Source organism: Glaciecola sp. HTCC2999 (genome assembly GCF_000155775.1).
Lineage (GTDB): Bacteria > Pseudomonadota > Gammaproteobacteria > Enterobacterales > Alteromonadaceae > Opacimonas.
Genome location: NZ_DS989811.1, coordinates 8,928 through 29,985, shown reverse-complemented (window position 1 = coordinate 29,985; position 21,058 = coordinate 8,928). Strand labels below are relative to the sequence as shown.

General features: G+C 40.1%; 15 protein-coding genes and 1 pseudogene. 10 read left to right on the top strand and 6 right to left on the bottom strand.

Translation table 11 applies throughout. From position 1 onward, the window contains the following. Genes fmt through trkA form a run of 3 tightly spaced genes read left to right on the top strand, consistent with a single transcriptional unit; the run spans window position 1 to window position 3,732 of the window. Entirely contained in the window at window positions 1-990 is a 990-nt protein-coding gene (gene fmt / locus G2999_RS04180; RefSeq protein ID WP_010179065.1) for a methionyl-tRNA formyltransferase, read from the top strand. A gap of 21 nt (window positions 991-1,011) precedes the next feature. After that, the gene (gene rsmB / locus G2999_RS04175) at window positions 1,012-2,340 is read left to right on the top strand and encodes a 16S rRNA (cytosine(967)-C(5))-methyltransferase RsmB (RefSeq protein ID WP_010179064.1); all 1,329 of its coding nucleotides are present in this window, start codon (window positions 1,012-1,014) and stop codon (window positions 2,338-2,340) included. A 12-nt stretch (window positions 2,341-2,352) separates the two neighbouring features. After that, window positions 2,353-3,732, top strand: coding sequence for a Trk system potassium transporter TrkA (gene trkA, locus G2999_RS04170; protein ID WP_010179063.1), 1,380 nt, complete (start codon window positions 2,353-2,355; stop codon window positions 3,730-3,732). 80 nt (window positions 3,733-3,812) lie between these two features. Here trkA and G2999_RS04165 read toward each other — a convergent pair whose 3' ends face one another. Further along, window positions 3,813-5,264: a TrkH family potassium uptake protein gene (locus tag G2999_RS04165; protein WP_010179062.1), complete on the bottom strand. Its 1,452-nt coding sequence runs from the start codon at window positions 5,262-5,264 to the stop codon at window positions 3,813-3,815. A 431-nt stretch (window positions 5,265-5,695) separates the two neighbouring features. Between G2999_RS04165 and polA the strand changes: the two genes are divergently transcribed. Continuing rightward, a complete protein-coding gene (polA, locus tag G2999_RS04160) occupies window positions 5,696-8,491 on the top strand; it encodes a DNA polymerase I (RefSeq protein WP_010179061.1) in 2,796 nt (931 codons plus the stop codon). Between the two features lie 329 nt (window positions 8,492-8,820). Here the strand turns inward: polA and yihA are convergent, their stop codons facing one another. After that, the gene (gene yihA / locus G2999_RS04155) at window positions 8,821-9,471 is read right to left on the bottom strand and encodes a ribosome biogenesis GTP-binding protein YihA/YsxC (protein ID WP_010179060.1); all 651 of its coding nucleotides are present in this window, start codon (window positions 9,469-9,471) and stop codon (window positions 8,821-8,823) included. Between the two features lie 176 nt (window positions 9,472-9,647). Between yihA and G2999_RS04150 the strand changes: the two genes are divergently transcribed. The 6 genes from G2999_RS04150 (at window position 9,648) to G2999_RS04120 (ending at window position 15,296) form a co-directional block, all read left to right on the top strand. Continuing rightward, window positions 9,648-10,271: a cytochrome c gene (locus G2999_RS04150; protein ID WP_010179059.1), complete on the top strand. Its 624-nt coding sequence runs from the start codon at window positions 9,648-9,650 to the stop codon at window positions 10,269-10,271. Between the two features lie 449 nt (window positions 10,272-10,720). Continuing rightward, entirely contained in the window at window positions 10,721-11,254 is a 534-nt protein-coding gene (yihI, locus tag G2999_RS04140) for a Der GTPase-activating protein YihI (protein ID WP_029257376.1), read from the top strand. Window positions 11,255-11,274: 20 nt separating this feature from the next. Continuing rightward, window positions 11,275-11,745 carry a DUF2489 domain-containing protein gene (locus tag G2999_RS04135; protein WP_010179052.1) on the top strand — a complete coding sequence of 157 codons (471 nt, stop codon included), beginning with the start codon at window positions 11,275-11,277 and terminating at the stop codon, window positions 11,743-11,745. A 103-nt stretch (window positions 11,746-11,848) separates the two neighbouring features. After that, window positions 11,849-12,757 (top strand): glycine--tRNA ligase subunit alpha, encoded by a 909-nt coding sequence (glyQ, locus tag G2999_RS04130; protein WP_010179050.1) that lies wholly within the window; start codon window positions 11,849-11,851, stop codon window positions 12,755-12,757. Next, complete coding sequence (gene glyS / locus G2999_RS04125; protein ID WP_010179049.1) at window positions 12,757-14,826, top strand: glycine--tRNA ligase subunit beta; 2,070 nt, start codon at window positions 12,757-12,759, stop codon at window positions 14,824-14,826. Before glyQ ends, glyS begins: the two co-directional genes overlap by 1 nt. A gap of 20 nt (window positions 14,827-14,846) precedes the next feature. Then, window positions 14,847-15,296, top strand: a complete 450-nt coding sequence (locus G2999_RS04120; protein WP_010179047.1) for a hypothetical protein — start codon at window positions 14,847-14,849, stop codon at window positions 15,294-15,296. Window positions 15,297-15,435: 139 nt separating this feature from the next. On the opposite strand, the gene gyrB is transcribed toward G2999_RS04120, so the two are convergent. From gyrB to dnaA, 4 genes and pseudogenes are all read right to left on the bottom strand, one after another. Next, on the bottom strand, window positions 15,436-17,862 hold the full coding sequence (gyrB, locus tag G2999_RS04115; protein WP_010179046.1) for a DNA topoisomerase (ATP-hydrolyzing) subunit B: 2,427 nt from the start codon (window positions 17,860-17,862) through the stop codon (window positions 15,436-15,438). A gap of 2 nt (window positions 17,863-17,864) precedes the next feature. After that, the gene (gene recF, locus G2999_RS04110) at window positions 17,865-18,965 is read right to left on the bottom strand and encodes a DNA replication/repair protein RecF (protein ID WP_010179044.1); all 1,101 of its coding nucleotides are present in this window, start codon (window positions 18,963-18,965) and stop codon (window positions 17,865-17,867) included. A 16-nt stretch (window positions 18,966-18,981) separates the two neighbouring features. After that, window positions 18,982-20,088, bottom strand: coding sequence for a DNA polymerase III subunit beta (gene dnaN / locus G2999_RS04105; protein WP_010179042.1), 1,107 nt, complete (start codon window positions 20,086-20,088; stop codon window positions 18,982-18,984). Window positions 20,089-20,141: 53 nt separating this feature from the next. After that, window positions 20,142-21,058: pseudogene (gene dnaA, locus G2999_RS11800) on the bottom strand (chromosomal replication initiator protein DnaA); the annotation flags it as partial.

The following is a 21,058-nucleotide window of genomic DNA, read 5'->3' as shown; positions in this document are numbered from 1 at the left end:
TTGAGCACATCGTTAAATATTGTTTTTGCAGGCACACCAGAATTTGCCGCCGACCACTTGGCTGCTTTACTCAATACCGACCATAACATTGTCGGTGTATACACCCAACCAGATAGACCCGCAGGTCGCGGTAAAAAACTCACGCCCAGCGCGGTAAAATGTTTAGCCATAGAACATAATTTACCCGTGTTTCAACCAGCGTCATTTCGTGATGAAAGCACTCAGTCAGAATTGGCTGCACTTAACGCCGACCTGATGGTAGTCGTCGCCTATGGGTTATTACTACCACAAATTGTGTTGGACACTCCGCGATTAGGTTGTATTAATGTGCACGGTTCGTTATTACCTCGTTGGCGCGGTGCAGCGCCGATTCAACGTGCTCTTTGGGCTGGTGATAGCGTTACAGGTGTGACTATTATGCAAATGGATATTGGGTTAGACACAGGCGCAATGTTATATAAAACAAATCTGCCTATTTTGGCTAGCGATACGAGTGCCAGCCTTTATCAAAAGCTGGCTAAGCAAGGCCCAGAAGCTTTGGTACATGTGTTAAGTGACTTCAGCGCGTTTACGCCAGAAGCGCAAAACGACGACGCTGCGAACTATGCAAAAAAACTGTCGAAAGACGAAGCTCACATTAATTGGTACGTTCCAGCCGAACAGCTAGAACGCAATGTTCGTGCGTTTAATCCGTGGCCCATGGCATTTTTTACTGTTGAAGATGAACAAGGTAAACAACAGAATGTCAAAGTCTGGACAGCGCATGTAGATACCACATTATCTAGCGCACATTCGCCTGGCACCATTATCAAAGCTGATAAAACAGGTTTATATATTGCGACTTCGCAAGGTGCCTTAGTCATCACCCAATGCCAAATTCCAGGTAAAAAAGCGCTTCCTATTAGCGACATTCTTAACGCTAGGGCAAGCTGGTTTACCGCTAATACTGTATTAACATCATCAAATGCTATCGCTGATGTTTCGTTATAATTCAACACACAAGGTCATCTCATGAGCTCCCCTTTAGGACAACAACTTCGCGCTGATGCCGCGTGGGTTTTATTTCAAATTTTAGAAAAAGGGGTGTCATCAAAACAAGCGCTTGCGCAACGCCTTGAACACTATCAAGGTCGTGACCGTGCCTGGTTGCAAGAGATGGTCTTTGGCTGTTTACGCACCCTACCAACGTTGCAATTTTGGCTTAGAGGGTTATTAGATAAGCCATTAAAAGGCCGTAAAAAAATCCTCGAACATCTTATCTTAATTGGTCTATATCAAATCGCTTATTCTCGCGTATCAGAACATGCTGCGGTAAGTGAAACAGTTGGCGCAGCGGATTTACTCAAAGGGACAACATTAAAAGCGTTAATTAATGCTATTTTGCGTACCTTTATCCGTGAAGACGTTGCTAACACAGCCCCAGAGAGTCTTGCAGCCCAAGCCGGTATGCCAAATTGGATCTTCAAAGCTATCAATAATCACTATGCTGAGCACGCACAACTCGTAATCGATGAATCAAATCAAAAAGCCCCTTTGTGGTTACGTGTAAACCCAGCCCATATCAGTCCTGAAGGCATGCAAACTCAGCTTCAAGCAATGGGCATAGACACTGAGCTAAAAAATACCCACCCTGATGCAGTGCAATGTTTGAAAAGTGGCGATGTCACCCAATTTCCGGGTTATGATAAAGGATGGTTTGCTGTCCAAGATGGTGCAGCACAATTAGCCGCACAGCTTCTAGATGTGCAACCTGGCCATCGCGTTCTTGATTGCTGTGCCGCTCCTGGTGGCAAAACAGCGCATATTTTGGCATCTCAACCTGAGCTAGAAGAGTGTGTTGCCATTGATAATGATCCCTCTCGTCTCGTGCGTGTAGAAGAAAACTTAGCACGCTTAGGTCATGAAGCGACATTAATTTGTGCAGCAGCTGAAGATGTTGAGGGTTGGTATGGCGGTGAACCGTTTGACCGCATCTTACTCGACGCACCTTGTTCTGCTACCGGCGTTATCAGACGTCATCCAGATATTCGTTGGTTACGTCAAGCATCTGATATTGCCCCATTAGTCGCTATCCAAGCAGAATTACTGATGCAAATGTGGCAAATCTTGCAACCAGGTGGTAAGTTACTTTATGCGACATGTTCAATATTGCCTGAGGAAAATTCACAGCAAATACAAACATTTATTGCTCAACACCCAGAAGCGGTTGTATTACCAATACCAACTAGCTTGAGTGAATTAACAACGGTTAATGACGAATTTGGTTTACAAGTATTACCTGGTGATGCTGATATGGATGGGTTTTACTATACCCTTTTACAAAAACCTGAATCACTATAAGAGACGCGTGACATGAAAATTATCATCTTAGGAGCGGGCCAAGTAGGCGGCACATTAGCCGAGAACCTCGTTGGCGAACGCAATGACATCACGGTTATTGACGCTGATGGTGATACGTTACGTAATCTTCAAGATCGCCTCGATATTCAAGTTGTCCAAGGTATAGGCTCACATCCAGAAGTGTTGCAAAAAGCAGGTGCAGAAGACGCCGATATGCTTATCGCAGTGACCAACTCTGATGAATCAAATATGATGGCCTGCCAAGTCGCTTACACTTTATATAAAACACCAACTAAAATCGCACGGATCCGCTCAGAACAATACATTCTCTATCAAGACAAATTATATGACCATCAAGATATTCCGGTTGATCATCTAATTGCTCCAGAACAACTCGTCACCAATTCAATCAAACGCTTAATTGATTATCCTGGCGCTTTGCAAGTAGTGGAATTTGCCGATGGTAAAGCGTCATTAGTTGCCGTGAAAGCTTATTATGGCGGCTTATTAGTCGGTCATGCATTATCTGCTCTGAAACAACACATGCCAAACGTTGAAACACGTGTTGCAGCGATTTACCGACGTGGCCGCCCTATTCGACCACTGGGTACTACCGTCATTGAAGCCGATGACGAGGTGTTCTTTATCGCCGCAACCAAACACATTCGCGCAGTAATGAGTGAGTTACAAAAACTCGAATCAAGCTATAAACGTATTATGATTGCCGGTGGTGGACTCATCGGAGCCGGGCTTGCCAAACGCCTAGAGCATAAACATAATGTGAAGTTAATTGAATTTGATGCTGAGCGAGCCAAATACTTATCAGCAAGATTAGATAATACCATCGTCTTTCAAGGAGATGCTTCTGATTCTGACCTGCTGACCGAAGAAAATGTAGAACAAGTAGATGCTTTTATTGCTGTCACCAATGACGATGAAGCGAATATCATGTCAGCGATGCTAGCTAAGCGTTTAGGCGCGCAAAAAGCCATGGTGCTGATCCAGCGTTCTGCTTATGTAGATTTAGTTCAAGGAGGTGAAATTGATATTGCATTTTCCCCTCAGCAAGCCACTATCTCAGCGCTCTTAACTCATGTGCGCCGTGGTGATATCGTCAATGTATATTCATTAAGACGTGGGGCGGCTGAAGCTATCGAGGCAATAGCTCATGGCGATAAAAACACCTCAAAAGTGGTCGGGAGAATGATCAAAGATATTAAACTACCTCCAGGTACAACCATTGGCGCAGTCGTGCGTCAAGAGCAAGTTATCATTGCCCACTCCGATACCATGATTGAAGCTGATGATCATGTCATCTTATTTTTGGTGGATAAAAAGTACATATCAGAGGTGGAAAAATTATTCCAACCTAGCGCATTTTTCTTTGGTTGATTAAAAATATAAAAACTAGATGAACTATTAACGCGAAAAAGTTAAGCCTTTGGTTACCAGCAAAACCCAATGACTGATATTTAACTGCGCCAGAACGTTGGCGAAAACAACACTAATAGAGAAAAAACTTCTAAGCGACCAAAGAGCATCGCAAGCACTAATATCCACTTTCCACCATCAGAAACTGACGCATATGTACCTGATACTTCGCCCAAACCAGGGCCTAAATTATTTAAGGTTGCCGCAGTTGCTGTAAATGCTGTGATATCGTCCATCCCAGTTCCGAGTAACGCCAGCATGATAATCACAAAGACAATTGCATATGCTGCAAAAAAACCCCAAACAGCTTCTACAACACGATCAGGCATCGCTCTTTCACCTAATTTTACCGAGTAAACCGCCTTAGGGTGGATCAGACGATTAATCTCACGCTTGCCTTGTAAAAATAATAAAAATATACGAATCACTTTTAAGCCACCCCCCGTCGAGCCAGCACACCCTCCTATAAAACTCGCAAATATGAGTAATATTGGTAAAAACACCGGCCAAGCGGCAAAGTCGGTCGTTGCAAAGCCAGCCGTGGTACTGATTGAGACTGCTTGGAACATCGCCTGATCAAAAGCGATTTCAGCGTTATCATAATATTCAAAATTAACTAATACTAAAAAGCACACCACTATAAGTACGAATTGAATAAAGAAGAATGCTTTAAATTCAGGGTCGCGCCAGTATCCTTTTAGATTTCGACCTGAAGCTGCAGCAAAATGTAATGCAAAATTAAGCGCTGCAATCCACAAAAACGCAACACAAATAAAATTAATCAAGGGCGAATCAAAATAACCTAGACTGGCATCATGTGTCGAGAACCCTCCAATTGCAATGGTAGAAAAGGAATGACAAATAGCATCAAAGAGACTCATTCCACCAGCCCAATATGCTGTAGCACAAGCAATCGTTAACCCTAAATATATAAACCATAACTGTTTAGCTGTTTCTGCAATTCGCGGGGTCATCTTAGAGTCTTTTACAGGACCTGGAGTCTCTGCTCGATACAACTGCATTCCCCCCACACCTAATAAAGGTAATATAGCGACAGCAAGTACTATTATCCCCATCCCCCCAAGCCATTGCAGCTGTTGTCGGTAAAACTGCATAGATTGTGGTAAAAACTCAATTCCTTCGATAACAGTTGCCCCGGTAGTCGTGAGACCTGAGAAAGATTCAAAAAATGCGTCCGTTACAGACATCTGCGGTTGTTCTAGAAATATAAATGGAATAGCACCAAAGCTGGCAAGTACTAACCAAAACAATGCCACAATTAAAAAACCTTCTTTGGCACGTAAATCTCGTTTGTAATTGCGATTAGGGTACCAAAACGCTAACCCAGTGATAACACAAGTCAAAAATGCAAGAAGAAAAGGTAGGCCGCTACCATCTTGATAGATAATGGAAACAAGTGCAGGCATAATCATCGTCACACTAAAAAGTGCAACGAGTAATCCAAGTATACGAATGATGGCTTGATACTGCATAATTTGATGATGATAGTTTTTTTTTCATTATGTGCTTGTTCATTCAAAATCTAAAGTGAAAAATAAATTTTTTTAATAAAAATAAGCACATCCTGTGGATTACGATAAAAAAGCCATGTAAGGCCTTTCTTTTTTATTTCACTATGGTAAATTAATTGTAAATAAGCGATAGGACATCGCATGTAGTTTATTAAAGTCAAGATTGACTTATATTGAAGAATATAATATTTCCTACCTACTAATTATTTTTCAACGGACTGATTTTCTCACTCTTTTCAAATTTCAGGCTAGCTTAGTCTCTTTTTGGTGCCTGTTATTCAGACTTAATCACAAAGTTATCCACAGGCAGAATGATTATTTTTATCTCTCTATAGCCAATGTTTATAAGCTATGGCATCCTTATCCTGTATTAATTAAAAAAAGAAATCCACATGTCTCAAAACTCTGAAGCTCCGTTTGTATTAGTTGATGGTTCCTCATACTTATTTCGCGCATTTCACGGGATGCCGCCAATGTCGAATTCTCAAGGACAAGCTACTCACGCAATTTACGGTGTGATCAATATGCTAAAAAGTTTACTCAAGACGTATGAGCCTACTCACATTGCTGTGGTCTTTGATGCCAAAGGCAAAACCTTTAGAGATGACATTTATCCGGAATATAAAGCAAATCGTCCTCCGATGCCGGATGAGCTGCGCTCACAAATAGCACCTTTACATGCCATTATAAAAGCAATGGGCTTACCATTGATTGTCGAGCCAAATGTCGAAGCAGATGATGTCATCGGCACACTGACAAAACGCGCAACAGCTTTAGGTATGAAGTCCTTAGTCAGTACCGGCGATAAAGATATGGCGCAGTTAGTTGATGACCATGTCACATTAATTAATACCATGAACAACACACTCATGGATGTCCCTGGTGTAGTAGAAAAATTTGGTATTGGGCCAGAACTGATTATTGACTTCTTAGCGCTCAAAGGTGATAAGGTCGATAATATCCCAGGAGTACCTGGTGTTGGAGATAAATCTGCACTTGGTCTATTGCAAGGGATTGGGGGGATCAATGATATCTATAACAACCTTGATAAGATCGCTACATTAGACTTTCGAGGGGCCAAAACGATGGCCAAAAAGATGCAAGAGCATGAACAAAGTGCTCGCTTGTCATATGAACTTGCAACCATCGCCATCGACTTACCACTAGATTATTCGCCTGACCAACTCAGCATTAAAGATGCCGATAACAATGCATTAGCTGAATTATTTCAAACCTATGAGTTTAAACGTTGGTTTACTGAGGTCACTGGAGATACTTTTGCCAAAGCACCTCATAACAAAAATAATAACAATGACTCTCCCGTCAGTGAAAGCACACCTGCTAACGCCGTCACGTCAAATACGCCTAAGATTGATCACACCAAGTACGATGTTGTGCTGACAGAAGCGGCATTAGCCCAGTGGATTGAGAAGTGCTCTTCAGCCCCTTTATTTGGTCTACAAACATTTACCTCAAGTGCACATTATATGGAAGCTCAGATAGTGGGTATCTCTTTATGTGTGGCTGCTGGGGATGCGTGTTATATCCCATTACTTCATGACTATCCTGATGCACCGGAGCAGCTAAATAGTCAATGGGCGCTTGAACAACTAACGCCCCTACTCAAAAATTCAAAGAATCAAAAGGTTGGACATAACCTTAAATTTGATAAAAATGTGCTAGCCAATCATGGCATCACATTAAACGGAGTTGCCTATGACACAATGCTCGAATCCTATGTTTTAAACAGCGTGGTGACGAAGCATCATATCGAAGCGTTATCACTTCATTATTTAGGTCATAGTCCAATTACACTGGAAAGTATTGCAGGTAAAGGGGCAAAACAACTGACCTTTAATCAGATCGGCTTAGCCGAAGCGGCTCCGTTTGCTGCCGAAAATGCCGATATCATCTTGCGTTTACATCAATTACTTTGGCCACAACTAGTCAACGCTCCAGAACTCGCCAATGTCGTAAGCGAATTAGAAGTGCCACTGAGTCAAGTGCTCTCTCGCATGGAGCAAACTGGCGTTTTAATTGATTCTCAAAAGTTAGCACAACAATCGCAATCGTTAGCTGAGCGCATATTACATTTGGAAGAGACCGTTCATGAGATGGCAGGTGAAGCGTTTAATCTAGGTTCAACGAAGCAACTTCAACATATTTTATTTGAAAAGATGAACCTACCAGTCATCAAAAAAACACCCAAAGGTGCACCTTCAACCGGTGAGGAAGTATTACAAGAACTGGCTTTAAATTATCCATTACCTAAAGCTATTATGGAGTATCGCGGTTTAACAAAACTAAAAAATACTTACACCGATAAACTGCCTAAGTTGATCGACCATCGAACTGGTCGAGTGCATACCTCCTACCAACAAGCAATTACTGCGACAGGACGCTTATCTTCGACCGATCCAAACCTACAAAATATTCCCATTCGTACCGAAGAAGGTCGCAAAGTACGAGAAGCTTTTATTGCTCGCCCTGGTTATAAAATTGTTGCCGCTGATTATTCACAAATTGAATTGCGTATAATGGCCCATTTATCTAGCGACTCAGGTTTATTACATGCTTTTGCTAACGGTTTGGATGTACATAAAGCCACCGCCTCAGAAGTCTTTGGAGTCGCACTTGAGCATGTTACTAGCGAGCAACGTCGCTCATCTAAAGCGATTAACTTTGGTTTAATTTATGGTATGTCTGCGTTTGGCTTAGCCAAACAATTAAATATTCCTAGAGGTGATGCCCAGCACTACATGGATACTTATTTTGAACGCTATCCTGGCGTCCTCCAATACATGCAAGACACACGTGAAGAAGCAAAAGCACAAGGCTACGTAAAAACAGTCTTTGGTCGCCGTTTATATTTACCTGAAATCACATCAAGTAACGGCGCGCGACGAGCGGGAGCTGAACGTGCCGCGATTAATGCTCCTATGCAAGGCACTGCAGCAGATATTATTAAATTATCGATGCTCGCCGTAGATAATTGGATTCAAACTCAAGATCAAAGCGATATTTGCATGATAATGCAAGTACATGATGAACTCATTTTTGAAATAAAAGAACAAAAAGTCGATGCTTATTCGACCAAAATTATTGAACTCATGGAAAATGCAGTGTCACTAGCTGTACCATTAACAGTCGAATTTGATGTGGGCGAAAACTGGGAGCAAGCTCATTAATAGAGCGCTTACAGCATTAAGCTTGTAAAAAATAATAGACACTATTTGAGTGCAGAACCATTATTTTTTATGTAATAAAATTACAGTTTTGTTGCGTTAATTAATAAAACCCTTACAATAATATTTGTAGGGTACAGAGGTTTATATACAAACCTTTGTTTAGGCTCCAATACCTCTTGTATTGGAGCTTTTTTTATAGGCTTTCGAAAATAGTTTGAACTTATCTTATATTGCCCACTCTGAATAAGTGTTATATGTGTGTGTTTCCCTAAATAAAACTTTGCCCCAGCTAGTCTGGGGCTTTTTTTTAGATAGCACTTTGTGACTGATTACTTAGGAGTGGATAAATCGGCACTGACAGCCTCATCATCAATGACAGGTGTGGCGACTAACTGCAACCATTGATCCAGTTTCCGTTCTAACTCATTCACTCCAATACGCTTTAATGATGAAAAGGCATGCACGGTTACATCACCACAAAACGCTAACGCAGCTTCTCGTGCCATTAGTACTTGCGCTTTCCTTTTACCTGATTTTAATTTATCGGCTTTAGTTAAAAGAGCTAACACAGGAATATCAGCATTGACCGCCCATTGAATAAGATCCTGATCTAAATCTTTAAACGGATGTCGAATATCCATAAGGACAACCAAACCGGCAATACATTCACGTTTTTGTAAATATTCACCTAAGGCTTTTTGCCATTTTAATTTCATCGCTAATGGGACTTTGGCAAATCCATACCCAGGCAAGTCGACTAGACGCCTATCATCATCTAACTCAAAGACATTAATAAGTTGCGTTCGGCCTGGAGTTTTACTGGTTCTCGCTAAGTTTTTTTGACGTGTTAATGTGTTTAACGCACTCGACTTGCCAGCATTAGATCGACCAGCAAACGCCACTTCGACGCCACTACTTTGGTCTAAATGCTGAATATCAGGTGCACTCGTTAGGAATTTTGCTTTAGTATAATAGGTCATTGAAGTGTATTTCTTATTTAGTATTCAAGGGTATGTTTCGATAAAGAACTGTATATTTTACGAAAATTTTTTTATTCATTTGCAGCGAACGGTTTTTAATCTGACTGTAAATGTGTAATATACGCATCATAGCACATTTGTGCATAAAGATTATTAACGTTTTTAAGAGTACCAGTATGAAAAATCTAAGTGTGTTGTTCTGTTTAGCATTGTCATTTAGCGGCCTAGCCATGGCTCAAGGCGACCCTGAAGCAGGTAAGGCTAAATCAATGACCTGTGCAGCATGTCACGGCGGTGATGGCAATAGCATGATCCCAATGAATCCTAATTTAGCAGGACAGCATGCCAAGTACTTAGCAAAACAACTTGCAGACTTTAAAACTGCAGCGTTAAGTGGTGGCAAAGATGGTCGTAACAATGCAGTAATGAATGGTATGGCAGTAGGTCTTTCTGACCAAGATATGCAAGATTTAGCAGCTTACTTTGCGAGCCAAGTTGCCAAAGAAGGCGAAACAGCTGAAGAGTTTATTGCACCAGGCGAAGCACTATATCGTGGTGGTGACGCCAGTCGTAAAATTACTGCTTGTATTGCTTGTCATGGTCCACGAGGTAATGGCATGGGTCAAGCCGGTTTCCCTGACATTTCTGGTCAACATATTGATTATACAATTAATCAACTGAAAATGTTTCGCTCAGGTGATCGTCATAATGATATGAATGGCATGATGCGAGATATCGCAGCAAAATTGACTGACGACGATATCACAATTTTAGCCAATTATTTATCTGGCCTTCACTAATATAAATATAAAGTACTAAAATTTGTTGTTTTTTATGTAAATGAGTTGTAAATAAAATTATTTCGTGTATTCTTGCTCTCGATTAGTTAGACATATATTGTCAGCAAGTACCAAAACAATAAAATATCTCATTTAATAATAACAATAATAAAAGAGAGCCGCTGAATTGCATCCTGCTTAAGCCGCGTAAGACGGAAAAGTAATTTGGGAGAAGTGTAATACAGCAACATTAAGGTGATAATTTCGATTATCACCTTTTTCTTTTTTAGGGACTTTAAAACTTTCTTTAGTGTTTCCCATTGCTCAGTTATATATAAAATCATCATTATTCACATTTACTTCAATCAGTCATCTGAAATACCATAACTCTATAATGTAATGATTTTTTCTCAAGCCCGAGAAACTGTTGTATAATTCCACTTTAATTATTTGTTAAGCACAGAATCCTTATGCCACGCGTAAAAAAATCGAGAAAGATTGGAATGATTGGCATTCCAAAAAGTAATAATAGCTCAGATGGATATCGTAAAAAGAGCACTATTACACAACCTACTAAAGTAAAAAAAACGAAAGGTAAGCCTGCTGGTTCTCGCCACTCGATCGCAACGTCAGACAAAGCAATCGTATCAGAACAAAAGAAAGATCCGCGCGTTGGTAGCACCAAGAAAATAGAGCTATCTCCAAATAAACCAAAGGTTATTCAACCTAAAGTGAAACGCTATGCAACACCTGCCAAAGAATTGGCTGCATTAGAGGCAGATGAACGGTTAGCGATGTTATTAGACAAATACGATAATGATGAGGCTTTGTCAAAAGATGATGTGCAGTATCTAGAGTCGAAGATGGCTCGCCATAAAATCCTATGTGATTTGCTTGGGATCACAGATGAAGACGATAATGATGCTAAAAATACGCCTGACTTACCGAGCGAAGATGATCCTCTAAAGACATTTGAATCTATTAATATTAACGATTTTAAGTAAGTAGCAATAGGGACAACAAGATGACTGCAGCATTATTAGTAGCATTGGGAATTATATTAATTGCTGGTTTAGCATTTTATGCCGGAAAACTTCTGTCTCAGCTGAATGCTCAAAAAGCGAAAGTCGCTTCTTTAAAAGCCCAACAAGATAAAGTAAGAGCTGAACGAGTTAAGAACATAATGACCTCTGTTCACACCATTGCGTTGGCTGTTGAACAACAACAATGTGATCTGTCTGAAGGCGTCATTCGCCTAACAAACTTACTCGATGCATTACCGCTTACACCGGCGCCTGACTTTGCGGAAATTTACCCCAGTATCTATGAATTACATAGTAAAATCAGCGCATTTGCTACTCATGAAGCTCGCAGTGAATTAACTAAAAAAGAACGTCGTGCTCAGGACAACGAACGTGAAGCGATAGAAGCAACATATGAAAGTGCGATTATTAATGAAGTGGCCGCTTTACGTGCCTATCAGCCAACTATTTAGCCCTTTTTCCTAATCTTCTTACATATTTACACTACATTCGTTGTTCAAGTCACGTTATACTAGCAAGCTAATTATTTCCCCAAGTTCAACAAAGTATAAGAATATGTCAAATTACGATGTAAAAACGTTTCAAGGATTGATCCAATCGCTCCAGGATTACTGGGCCAAACAAGGGTGTGTCATCATTCAACCACTCGATATGGAAGTTGGCGCAGGCACCTTTCACCCAATGACATTTTTGCGCTCTTTAGGTCCAGAGCCTATATCTAGTGCTTACGTTCAACCTTGCCGTCGTCCAACTGACGGTCGTTACGGGGATAATCCAAACCGTTTACAGCATTACTACCAATTCCAAGTCATGTTAAAGCCCTCACCTAAAAACATCCAAGAATTGTATCTTGGCTCGTTGAAAGAACTAGGGTTTGATCCGCTCGTTCATGATATACGCTTTGTTGAAGATAACTGGGAATCACCTACCCTTGGCGCTTGGGGCCTCGGTTGGGAAGTCTGGTTAAATGGTATGGAAGTGACCCAGTTCACCTACTTCCAACAAGTAGGTGGTCTAGAGTGTAAACCAGTCACTGGTGAGATCACCTATGGCCTAGAACGTCTTGCAATGTACGTACAAGGTGTCGACAGTATTTATGACTTAGTATGGACGCACGGTCCAAATGGTCCGGTCACCTATGGTGATGTATTCCATCAAAATGAAGTTGAACAAAGTGCATATAACTTTGAACATGCTGACGTCGATGCCCTATTTGCTGCATTTGATCAGTCAGAAAAAGACGCATTACATCTTATTGAACAGAATTTACCTTTACCTGCGTATGAGCAGGTAATGAAGGCATCACATTCTTTCAATTTATTAGATGCACGTCACGCTATCAGTGTAACTGAACGTCAACGTTATATCTTACGTGTTAGGACATTAGCAAAAGCAGTAGCTGAAAGTTACTTTGCTGCTCGTGAAGCACTCGGATTTCCAATGTGTGCTAAGGAGGCAAAATAATGGTCACTAATACCTTATTAATTGAATTAGGTACTGAAGAGTTACCACCAAAATCGTTAAAAACACTTGGTACTGCATTTGGGACTAATATTCAAAAAGAATTAGACGATTCCCAATTGGCTTACAGCGAAGTTAAATGGTTGGCAAGTCCACGTCGCTTAGCTGTATTAGTATCAGGTCTAGCTTATCAACAAGCTGATTCTGTCGTAGAAAAACGCGGTCCGGCAGTATCTGCAGCCTTCGATGCTGAAGGTAATCCAACTAAAGCCTCTATGGGTTGGGCTCGCGGTAATGGTATCGATGTCGCCGATGCAGAACGCTTAGTAACCGATAAAGGTGAATGGTTATTATATAAAGCACAGGTCACAGGACAAGCGCTTGATGGGTTAATCGAAGGTATAGTCTCTCGCAGTGTGACTAAGCTCCCCATCCCAAAAATGATGCGTTGGGGCAGTAGTGATACCCAGTTTATTCGTCCAGTACATACTTTTACTGCCATGTATGGCGATAAAATTTTACCTGCTACTATTCTGGATATGCCATCCAATAATGTTATCCAAGGCCACCGTTTCCATGGTCCTGCAACATTTACTCTAGAACATGCCGATCAATACGTTGAAATGTGCCGCAAACATTTTGTTGTTGTTGATTATGCTGAGCGTGAAGCTCAAATTGCCGCTGGCCTGAATAAGCAAGCAGACACGTTAGGTCTTGAAGCCGACTATAATCAAGCCTTACTTGAAGAAATTGCATCACTTGTTGAATTTCCAGTTGTGTTACAAGCAAGTTTTGAAGAGCGCTTTTTAGCCGTACCAAAAGAAGCACTTATCTACACGATGAAAGATGATCAAAAATATGTGCCTCTTTTAGATGGTCAAGGGCAATTAAGCTCTACATTTTTGTTTGTCAGTAATATTCAATCATCAGCACCACAACATGTCATAGAAGGTAATGAAAAAGTCATTCGTCCTCGTTTGGCAGATGCTGAGTTTTTCTTTAACACCGATAAAAAGCACTCTTTGGCGTCACGCCTTGAATCTTTACAAAGTATATTGTTCCAAAAACAGCTAGGTACATTAGCTGAAAAGGCACGTCGGATAGAACACGTCGCAGCGCACATTGCTGTGGCTATTAATGCTAACGCTGAACATGCCGCACGAGCTGGCTTATTAGCTAAAACTGATTTGATGACCGAAATGGTAATGGAATTTCCTGATGTACAGGGTGTGATGGGTAAATACTACGCCTTACATGATGGAGAGCACGAAAGTGTCGCTCAAGCCATCGCTGAGCAGTATATGCCGCGACAATCAGGTGATAACCTACCGTCAAGTGACGTGAGTGCAGCAGTAGCATTAGCCGATAAATTAGATACGCTTGCCGGTATCTTTGGTATAGGGATGTTACCTAAAGGCGATAAGGACCCATTTGCTTTACGAAGAGCTTCTATCGGCGTGTTACGCATCATTTCTGAGCGCAGCTATGACTTGGATGTACGGGAATTATTAAGCGTTGCAGTGGAAGCCTATGGCGATAAACTGAGTAATGCTGATACTTTAGATAACGCGACAGATTTTGTCTTAGCCCGTTTCCGCGCCATGTATCAAGATCAAGGCATCGACACCGATGTCATTCAAGCAGTCAATGCACGCAATGTATCAAAGCCTACCGATTTTGCTGCACGTGTCCATGCTGTTGCCGCCTTTAAAGCATTACCTCAAGCCTTAGCGCTTGCAGCTGCGAATAAACGTGTAGCTAATATATTAGCTAAGAATAATGTAGCAGACGCAGTCGATGTGAATGAATCATTACTAAATGAAACCCAAGAACGTGATTTATTTGAACAAATTACACAACAACAAGCGACTGTTAATCATGCATTAAATACGAACGATTACACCACGGTATTATCTTCTTTAGCAACGTTACAACCTGTAGTTGATGCGTTCTTTGATAACATCATGGTCATGAGTGATGACTCAGCATTACGTCAAAACCGTTTAGCTTTGTTATTACAATTACGTCAGTTATTTTTAACAACAGCAGATATATCTGTATTAACTAACTAATGTAGGAATACAATCGTATTATGCTGACGTCAAAATTGAAGATTATGTTTTTATCCACTGCTGTGTTTTTCAGTGGCTGTACTTCAACGGTGAATATTCGTGAATACCTTCCATTACCACAAGATAACCGGGAGTATTCCGAAATTTATTTACGTGGCGTATTTAATTGGTGGGAGGCAGAGCCTGATTACCAATTGATTGCCGATGATAACGGAGCCTATTTTGTTGATGTTAAATTGATTGCAGATGGGCAACCTTATGATTTTCGTTTTGCTGATGATGTTTATACAAGTGAGGACAATTGCGGCGCAGCTGCGGTTACAGGTAAATCTGTGACTGTAGGTCAAAGTGTAGCACTACATTGTGACGCTAGCTCTGGTAATCTTAAATTTATGCCTTCAGAAACAGGGACTTACCGATTTTTAATCCAGCCTGGTATTGCGCCGGATCTCATCATTAAAAAGTTATAGAAACATTACCAAATAGATTACTTAGTACATTCATAACTAATAAGCTAATACAAAAAACGCCTTTGCTAGTTACAGCATCAGGCGTTTTTTATTGGGCACCTACTTAGTTAGTAAATGCCCTATCACATTAGCTCATCAATTAAACGTCAAGGTTCTCTACGTTTAAGGCATTCGCTTCAATGAAGTTACGACGAGGTTCAACTTGGTCACCCATTAATGTGGTAAATAGCTGGTCAGCGCCAATTGCATCTTCAATCTTCACTTGTAGCATACGACGACTGTTAGGATCCATGGTGGTTTCCCATAACTGATCAGGGTTCATCTCGCCTAAGCCTTTATAACGCTGAATGTATTGACCGCGTTTAGCTTCATGCATCAACCACTCAAGAGCTTCTTTAAATGACTCAACCGTTTGTCTACGCTCACCACGTTGAATGTACGCACCCTCTCCCATCATATTATTAATAGCATGATTTAGTGCAGCGATTTTTTGATATTCAGTTGAAGCAACAAAATCACTATCAATGTGATAATCATAATCAATACCGTGCATACGCATAGTAATATTAATGTAGTATCTATTGATCTCTTCATCTTTGATGACGTTTCCAAGATAGGTAGCGCCATCTGATTCATCAGACGTCATTTGTGCTACGAACTTATCAGTAAATTGAGTAAGTTTTGCTTCATCAGTAAAGTCTTCTACAGCTAATGTATCCGAGTAAACTAACTGATTTAAAATATCAATTGGCATGATACGGTGCAAACGCGCTATCATTTTATCGGCGGCTTGATATTGTAGGACTAAGTTCTCAAGTGCAACGCCAGTGATACCAGGAGCGCCTTCTTCAGTATAAAGAGACGAGTTATCAACAGCAATTGAAGTTAAATATGCGTTTAAGGCATCATCATCTTTTAAATACTGTTCTTGTTTACCTTTCTTGATTTTGTATAGTGGTGGCTGTGCAATATACACATATCCACGCTCAATAATTTCCGGCATTTGACGGTAAAAGAAGGTCAATAATAATGTTCGGATATGAGAGCCATCCACGTCAGCATCCGTCATTATGATGATACTATGATAACGTAGCTTTTCTGGGTTATATTCATCGCGACCAATACCACAACCTAAGGCGGTGATCAGTGTCGCCACTTCTTGTGAAGATAACATTTTATCAAAACGCGCTTTTTCCACGTTAAGTATCTTACCCTTTAATGGAAGAATGGCTTGGTTCTTACGATTACGCCCCTGCTTAGCTGAACCGCCAGCAGAGTCCCCTTCCACAATATACAATTCTGAGAATGCAGGATCTTTTTCTTGGCAATCAGCAAGTTTACCTGGAAGGCCTGCTAAATCTAATGCACCTTTTCGACGTGTCATTTCGCGCGCCTTACGCGCAGCTTCCCGGGCGCGGGCCGCATCAATAATTTTACCGACAATAACTTTTGCATCTGCAGGGTTCTCTAATAAGAACTCTGTTAATGATTCACCCATCGCAGATTCAACTGCTGATTTCACTTCAGAAGAAACGAGTTTGTCTTTTGTTTGAGATGAGAATTTAGGATCTGGTACTTTAACAGAAATAACTGCAGTTAGACCCTCTCTTGCATCATCACCACTTGCGTTGGTCGCATTTTTATTTTTCTTATTAAACCCTTCTTTTTCCATGAAGGTATTTAATGTACGTGTTAACGCTGAGCGAAAACCTGCTAAGTGCGTTCCGCCGTCTCGCTGTGGAATATTATTTGTAAAGCAGAATATATTTTCTTGGAAGGAATCATTCCATTGCATGGATACTTCTACTGAAATTCCATCCTCTCTTTCTACATTAAATTGAAATGGCTTTTGATGTACTGGTGTTTTATTTTGATTTAAGTATTCAACAAACGCTTGGATGCCGCCTTCATATTTAAAATGATCTCGTTTGCCATCACGTTCATCTTCTAAAATGATCGAAACGCCAGAGTTTAAAAATGACAATTCACGTAAACGTTTAGCCAAAACATCATAATGGAATTCAATATTTGTAAATGTATCTTCACTTGGCCAGAAACGTATTTCCGTGCCGGTTGAACTAGTATCACCCACCACCGCTAACGGTGCACTCGGGACACCATGAATATATTCTTGCTCATGTACTTTACCTAATCGCTTAATACGAAGACGTAATTTATGAGACAACGCGTTCACTACCGAAACACCAACGCCATGAAGCCCGCCTGATACTTTATACGAGTTATCATCAAATTTACCACCAGCATGCAGAACTGTCATAATAACTTCTGCAGCAGAAACACCTTCTTCTGCATGTATCTCTGTTGGTATACCACGACCATCATCTGACACCGCTACAGAGCCATCAGTATGAATTTTAATTTTTATATCGGAACAATGTCCTGCCAACGCCTCATCAATGGAGTTATCGACCACTTCAAATACCATATGGTGCAAACCAGTTCCATCGTCGGTGTCACCTATATACATACCTGGACGTTTACGCACCGCATCAAGTCCTTTTAAGACTTTAATACTGGACGAGTCATAATTATTTTCTTCAGACATCTTCATTGCTCCTCGTTTACGTGGCCATGTTCCACGTGAAACATTTTCTTATCATTATATTTTTCAACAAACGAAAGATGTGATTTTTCGATTGCTGTAACAAACAACTGTGTATTTGTCGCTAAGAGTGCGTCGATAAAATGGTATCGCTTATCTTCGTCTAACTCTGCACCAATATCGTCTAGTAAAAAAACTCCTGACTTATTAGTAGATTCAAATAAATGTAGTGTCTGCGATAACTGTAACGCAGCAACTAACATTCTTAGCTGCCCTCTAGATAATCTTTCTGTGGCAACTATATTATCTGCTTTAATTTTTATATCTGCTTTATGTATACCAATACTGGTATATCCCATTCGGGTATCATAAAGCAATTTTTCTCTAAGTGCTGAGACAAAATTAACAGAAGAATCCCAACCTTTATTATACGAAATTTCTAAGGAAAACTCAGGTAAAAATTGCTTAGAAATGCGTTTAAATATCATTTTAAGCTCAGAAATATACTTTTGCCTATACGTATCAATATTTTCCCCATAAATAGCTAACTGATGACTCCAGTAATCCATTTCGTCGTTGGAGACAGGCTTACCCGTTTGCTTATATTTTAATAATGCATTTCTTTGTTTAAGTATTTTTGAATAGTTTAAAGACAAATTAAAAAATGATTGTTCCACGTGGAACAACCCCCAATCTAAAAATTTACGTCTATTCGAAGGAGAGCCTAATAAAAGCTCAGTTGATTGTGGTGTGAAAATTTGAACTGGGATTTGTGATACTAAATCTGCTATTCGTTGTGAACGCTTACCGTTAATACTACATAAAAACTCATCTTTATTATTTCGCATTAACCCAATTTTATGGTTGTCATTATTGATATCGGAACATTCAGCAAATACACTAAATTGTGAAAGACCTGATTGAATAACATGACGGTGTTTATTTGTGCGAAATGAACGGCCAAAGCCAAGATAATGAAGGGATTCTAAAAAGGAAGATTTGCCACTACCATTTTGACCTATCACCACATTAAGATGTGCTGATGGATAGATAGTGGCAGATTCGATGTTACGAAACTGTGATATCTGGACTTTGTCCAGCTTCATAAAATAAGACTAATAATTAAAGACGCATTGGCATAATGACATATAGCGCAGTGCTATTTGTCGCGTCTTCGATTAAAGCACTAGCACTTGAATCTGATAAATTGAATTTCACCTCATCAGTTTTAAGTGCATTCATAACATCAATTAGGTAAGCAACATTGAAACCGATTTCTAATTCTTCACCTTGATAATTGACGTCAACTATCTCTTCCGCTTCTTCCTGTTCAGGGTTATTCGCTGTGATTTTTAACTCGCCATTAGATAAGTTTAAACGAACACCACGGAACTTCTCATTCGAAAGAATGGATGCGCGACTGAATGCTTTCTTCATCACATCTTTATTTGCCGTAACCGCTTTTGTCGTTTCCTTAGGTAAAACACGACGATGATCGGGAAAACGTCCATCGACTAGTTTCGATGTAAAAACAAAACCTGAAGATTTAACGCTGATATGATTAGAACCGATTTTAACCTTAACCGAATTATCGTTTGCTTCAATTAAGCGATTTATTTCTAGCACGCCTTTGCGTGGAATAATCACCTGTCGAACAGGTAATGTCTCTGTCGTGTAAGCTAAATTGCATAATGCTAAACGGTGACCATCTGTTGCTACTGTACGAATATTATTATCTTCAGTTTCTAATGACATACCATTTAAGTAGTAACGAACATCCTGCTGTGCCATTGCAAAACTAGTACTATCAATAAGATGCTTCAAATCATTTTGAGAAATGACAAACTCTACATCAGCTTGCCAGTCTTCCAGATTAGGGTAATCTGAAGCACTCAGTGTAGATAAGGTGTATCGACCACGCCCTGAACGAATTGTAGCTTTAGTACCATCTACTTGGAAGGTAATATCGTTGCCATCAGAAAGACCACGACAAATATCAACAAGCTTTTTAGCAGGAACTGTAATTTCGCCATCCTCATAACTATCTGCTGCAAGAGAAAGGTGAGAAATAAGTTCTACTTCTAAATCTGTGCCAGTTAAAGTCAAGACTCCTTCTTTTACCACTAATAAAATATTAGATAATATAGGTAGGGTATGACGACGTTCGATTGCACCAGAAACTAATTGTAAAGGCTGCAAAAATTGTTCACGGCTGATAGTAAATTTCATTGTCAGGATCTCGTTAGCTTAACGCGTTAATCTCTTGTTAGTTATTCTAATGCTTATGATGATAAAGTTCTAATTAAATTCTTATAGTCTTCTTGAATATCATGACTTTCTTCCTTTAATTGTTCTATTTTACGGCATGCATGCAAAACAGTGGTGTGATCCCTGCCCCCAAACCCATTGCCAATCTCAGGTAAACTGTGATTAGTGAGCTCTTTAGCAAGAGCCATCGCCATCTGACGAGGACGAGCAACACTCCTACTTCTTCTTTTGGACAAAATATCAGCAACTTTAATTTTATAATAATCAGCAACCGTTTTTTGTATATTATCCACTGTAACTAATTTATCTTGTAAAGCTAATAAATCTCGAAGTGCTTCGCGTACAAAATCGATACTAATTTCGCGCCCCGTAAAATTAGCATTCGCAATGACCCTATTTAAAGCTCCTTCTAGTTCTCGTACATTTGTACGCAAACGTTTAGCAATAAAGAAAGCCACTTCATTCGGTAACTTTATTTTGTTTTCTTCGGCCTTACGCATGAGTATCGCTACTCGGGTCTCTAATTCTGGCGGTTCAATTGCAATCGTCAATCCCCAACCAAAGCGCGATTTTAATCGGTCTTCAACACCTTGAATCTCTTTTGGATATTTATCCGAGGTTAATATAATTTGCTGATTACCTTCTAACAGAGCATTAAACGTATGAAAGAATTCTTCTTGAGAACGATCTTTACCAGCAAAAAATTGAATATCATCAATTAGAAGTGCGTCAACGGAACGGTAATAACGCTTAAAATCATCAATCGCATTATTTTGTAATGCTTTTACCATGTCTTGAACAAAACGTTCAGAGTGCATGTAAACTATTTTTGCATCCCGGTTTAGAAGCAACAATGCCATTACCTACTGCATGCAATAAGTGAGTTTTCCCTAACCCCGTACCACCATATATAAATAAAGGGTATAAGCTC

Coding starts and splice junctions, on each gene's coding strand:
- recF (WP_010179044.1), bottom strand. CDS start 18,965: ATGAAGCTGGACAAAGTCCAGATATCACAGTTTCGTAACATCGAATCT.
- yihI (WP_029257376.1), top strand. CDS start 10,721: ATGCCACGCGTAAAAAAATCGAGAAAGATTGGAATGATTGGCATTCCA.
- dnaN (WP_010179042.1), bottom strand. CDS start 20,088: ATGAAATTTACTATCAGCCGTGAACAATTTTTGCAGCCTTTACAATTA.
- polA (WP_010179061.1), top strand. CDS start 5,696: ATGTCTCAAAACTCTGAAGCTCCGTTTGTATTAGTTGATGGTTCCTCA.
- G2999_RS04120 (WP_010179047.1), top strand. CDS start 14,847: ATGCTGACGTCAAAATTGAAGATTATGTTTTTATCCACTGCTGTGTTT.
- G2999_RS04150 (WP_010179059.1), top strand. CDS start 9,648: ATGAAAAATCTAAGTGTGTTGTTCTGTTTAGCATTGTCATTTAGCGGC.
- G2999_RS04165 (WP_010179062.1), bottom strand. CDS start 5,264: ATGCAGTATCAAGCCATCATTCGTATACTTGGATTACTCGTTGCACTT.
- glyS (WP_010179049.1), top strand. CDS start 12,757: ATGGTCACTAATACCTTATTAATTGAATTAGGTACTGAAGAGTTACCA.
- gyrB (WP_010179046.1), bottom strand. CDS start 17,862: ATGTCTGAAGAAAATAATTATGACTCGTCCAGTATTAAAGTCTTAAAA.
- yihA (WP_010179060.1), bottom strand. CDS start 9,471: ATGACCTATTATACTAAAGCAAAATTCCTAACGAGTGCACCTGATATT.
- glyQ (WP_010179050.1), top strand. CDS start 11,849: ATGTCAAATTACGATGTAAAAACGTTTCAAGGATTGATCCAATCGCTC.
- rsmB (WP_010179064.1), top strand. CDS start 1,012: ATGAGCTCCCCTTTAGGACAACAACTTCGCGCTGATGCCGCGTGGGTT.
- G2999_RS04135 (WP_010179052.1), top strand. CDS start 11,275: ATGACTGCAGCATTATTAGTAGCATTGGGAATTATATTAATTGCTGGT.
- trkA (WP_010179063.1), top strand. CDS start 2,353: ATGAAAATTATCATCTTAGGAGCGGGCCAAGTAGGCGGCACATTAGCC.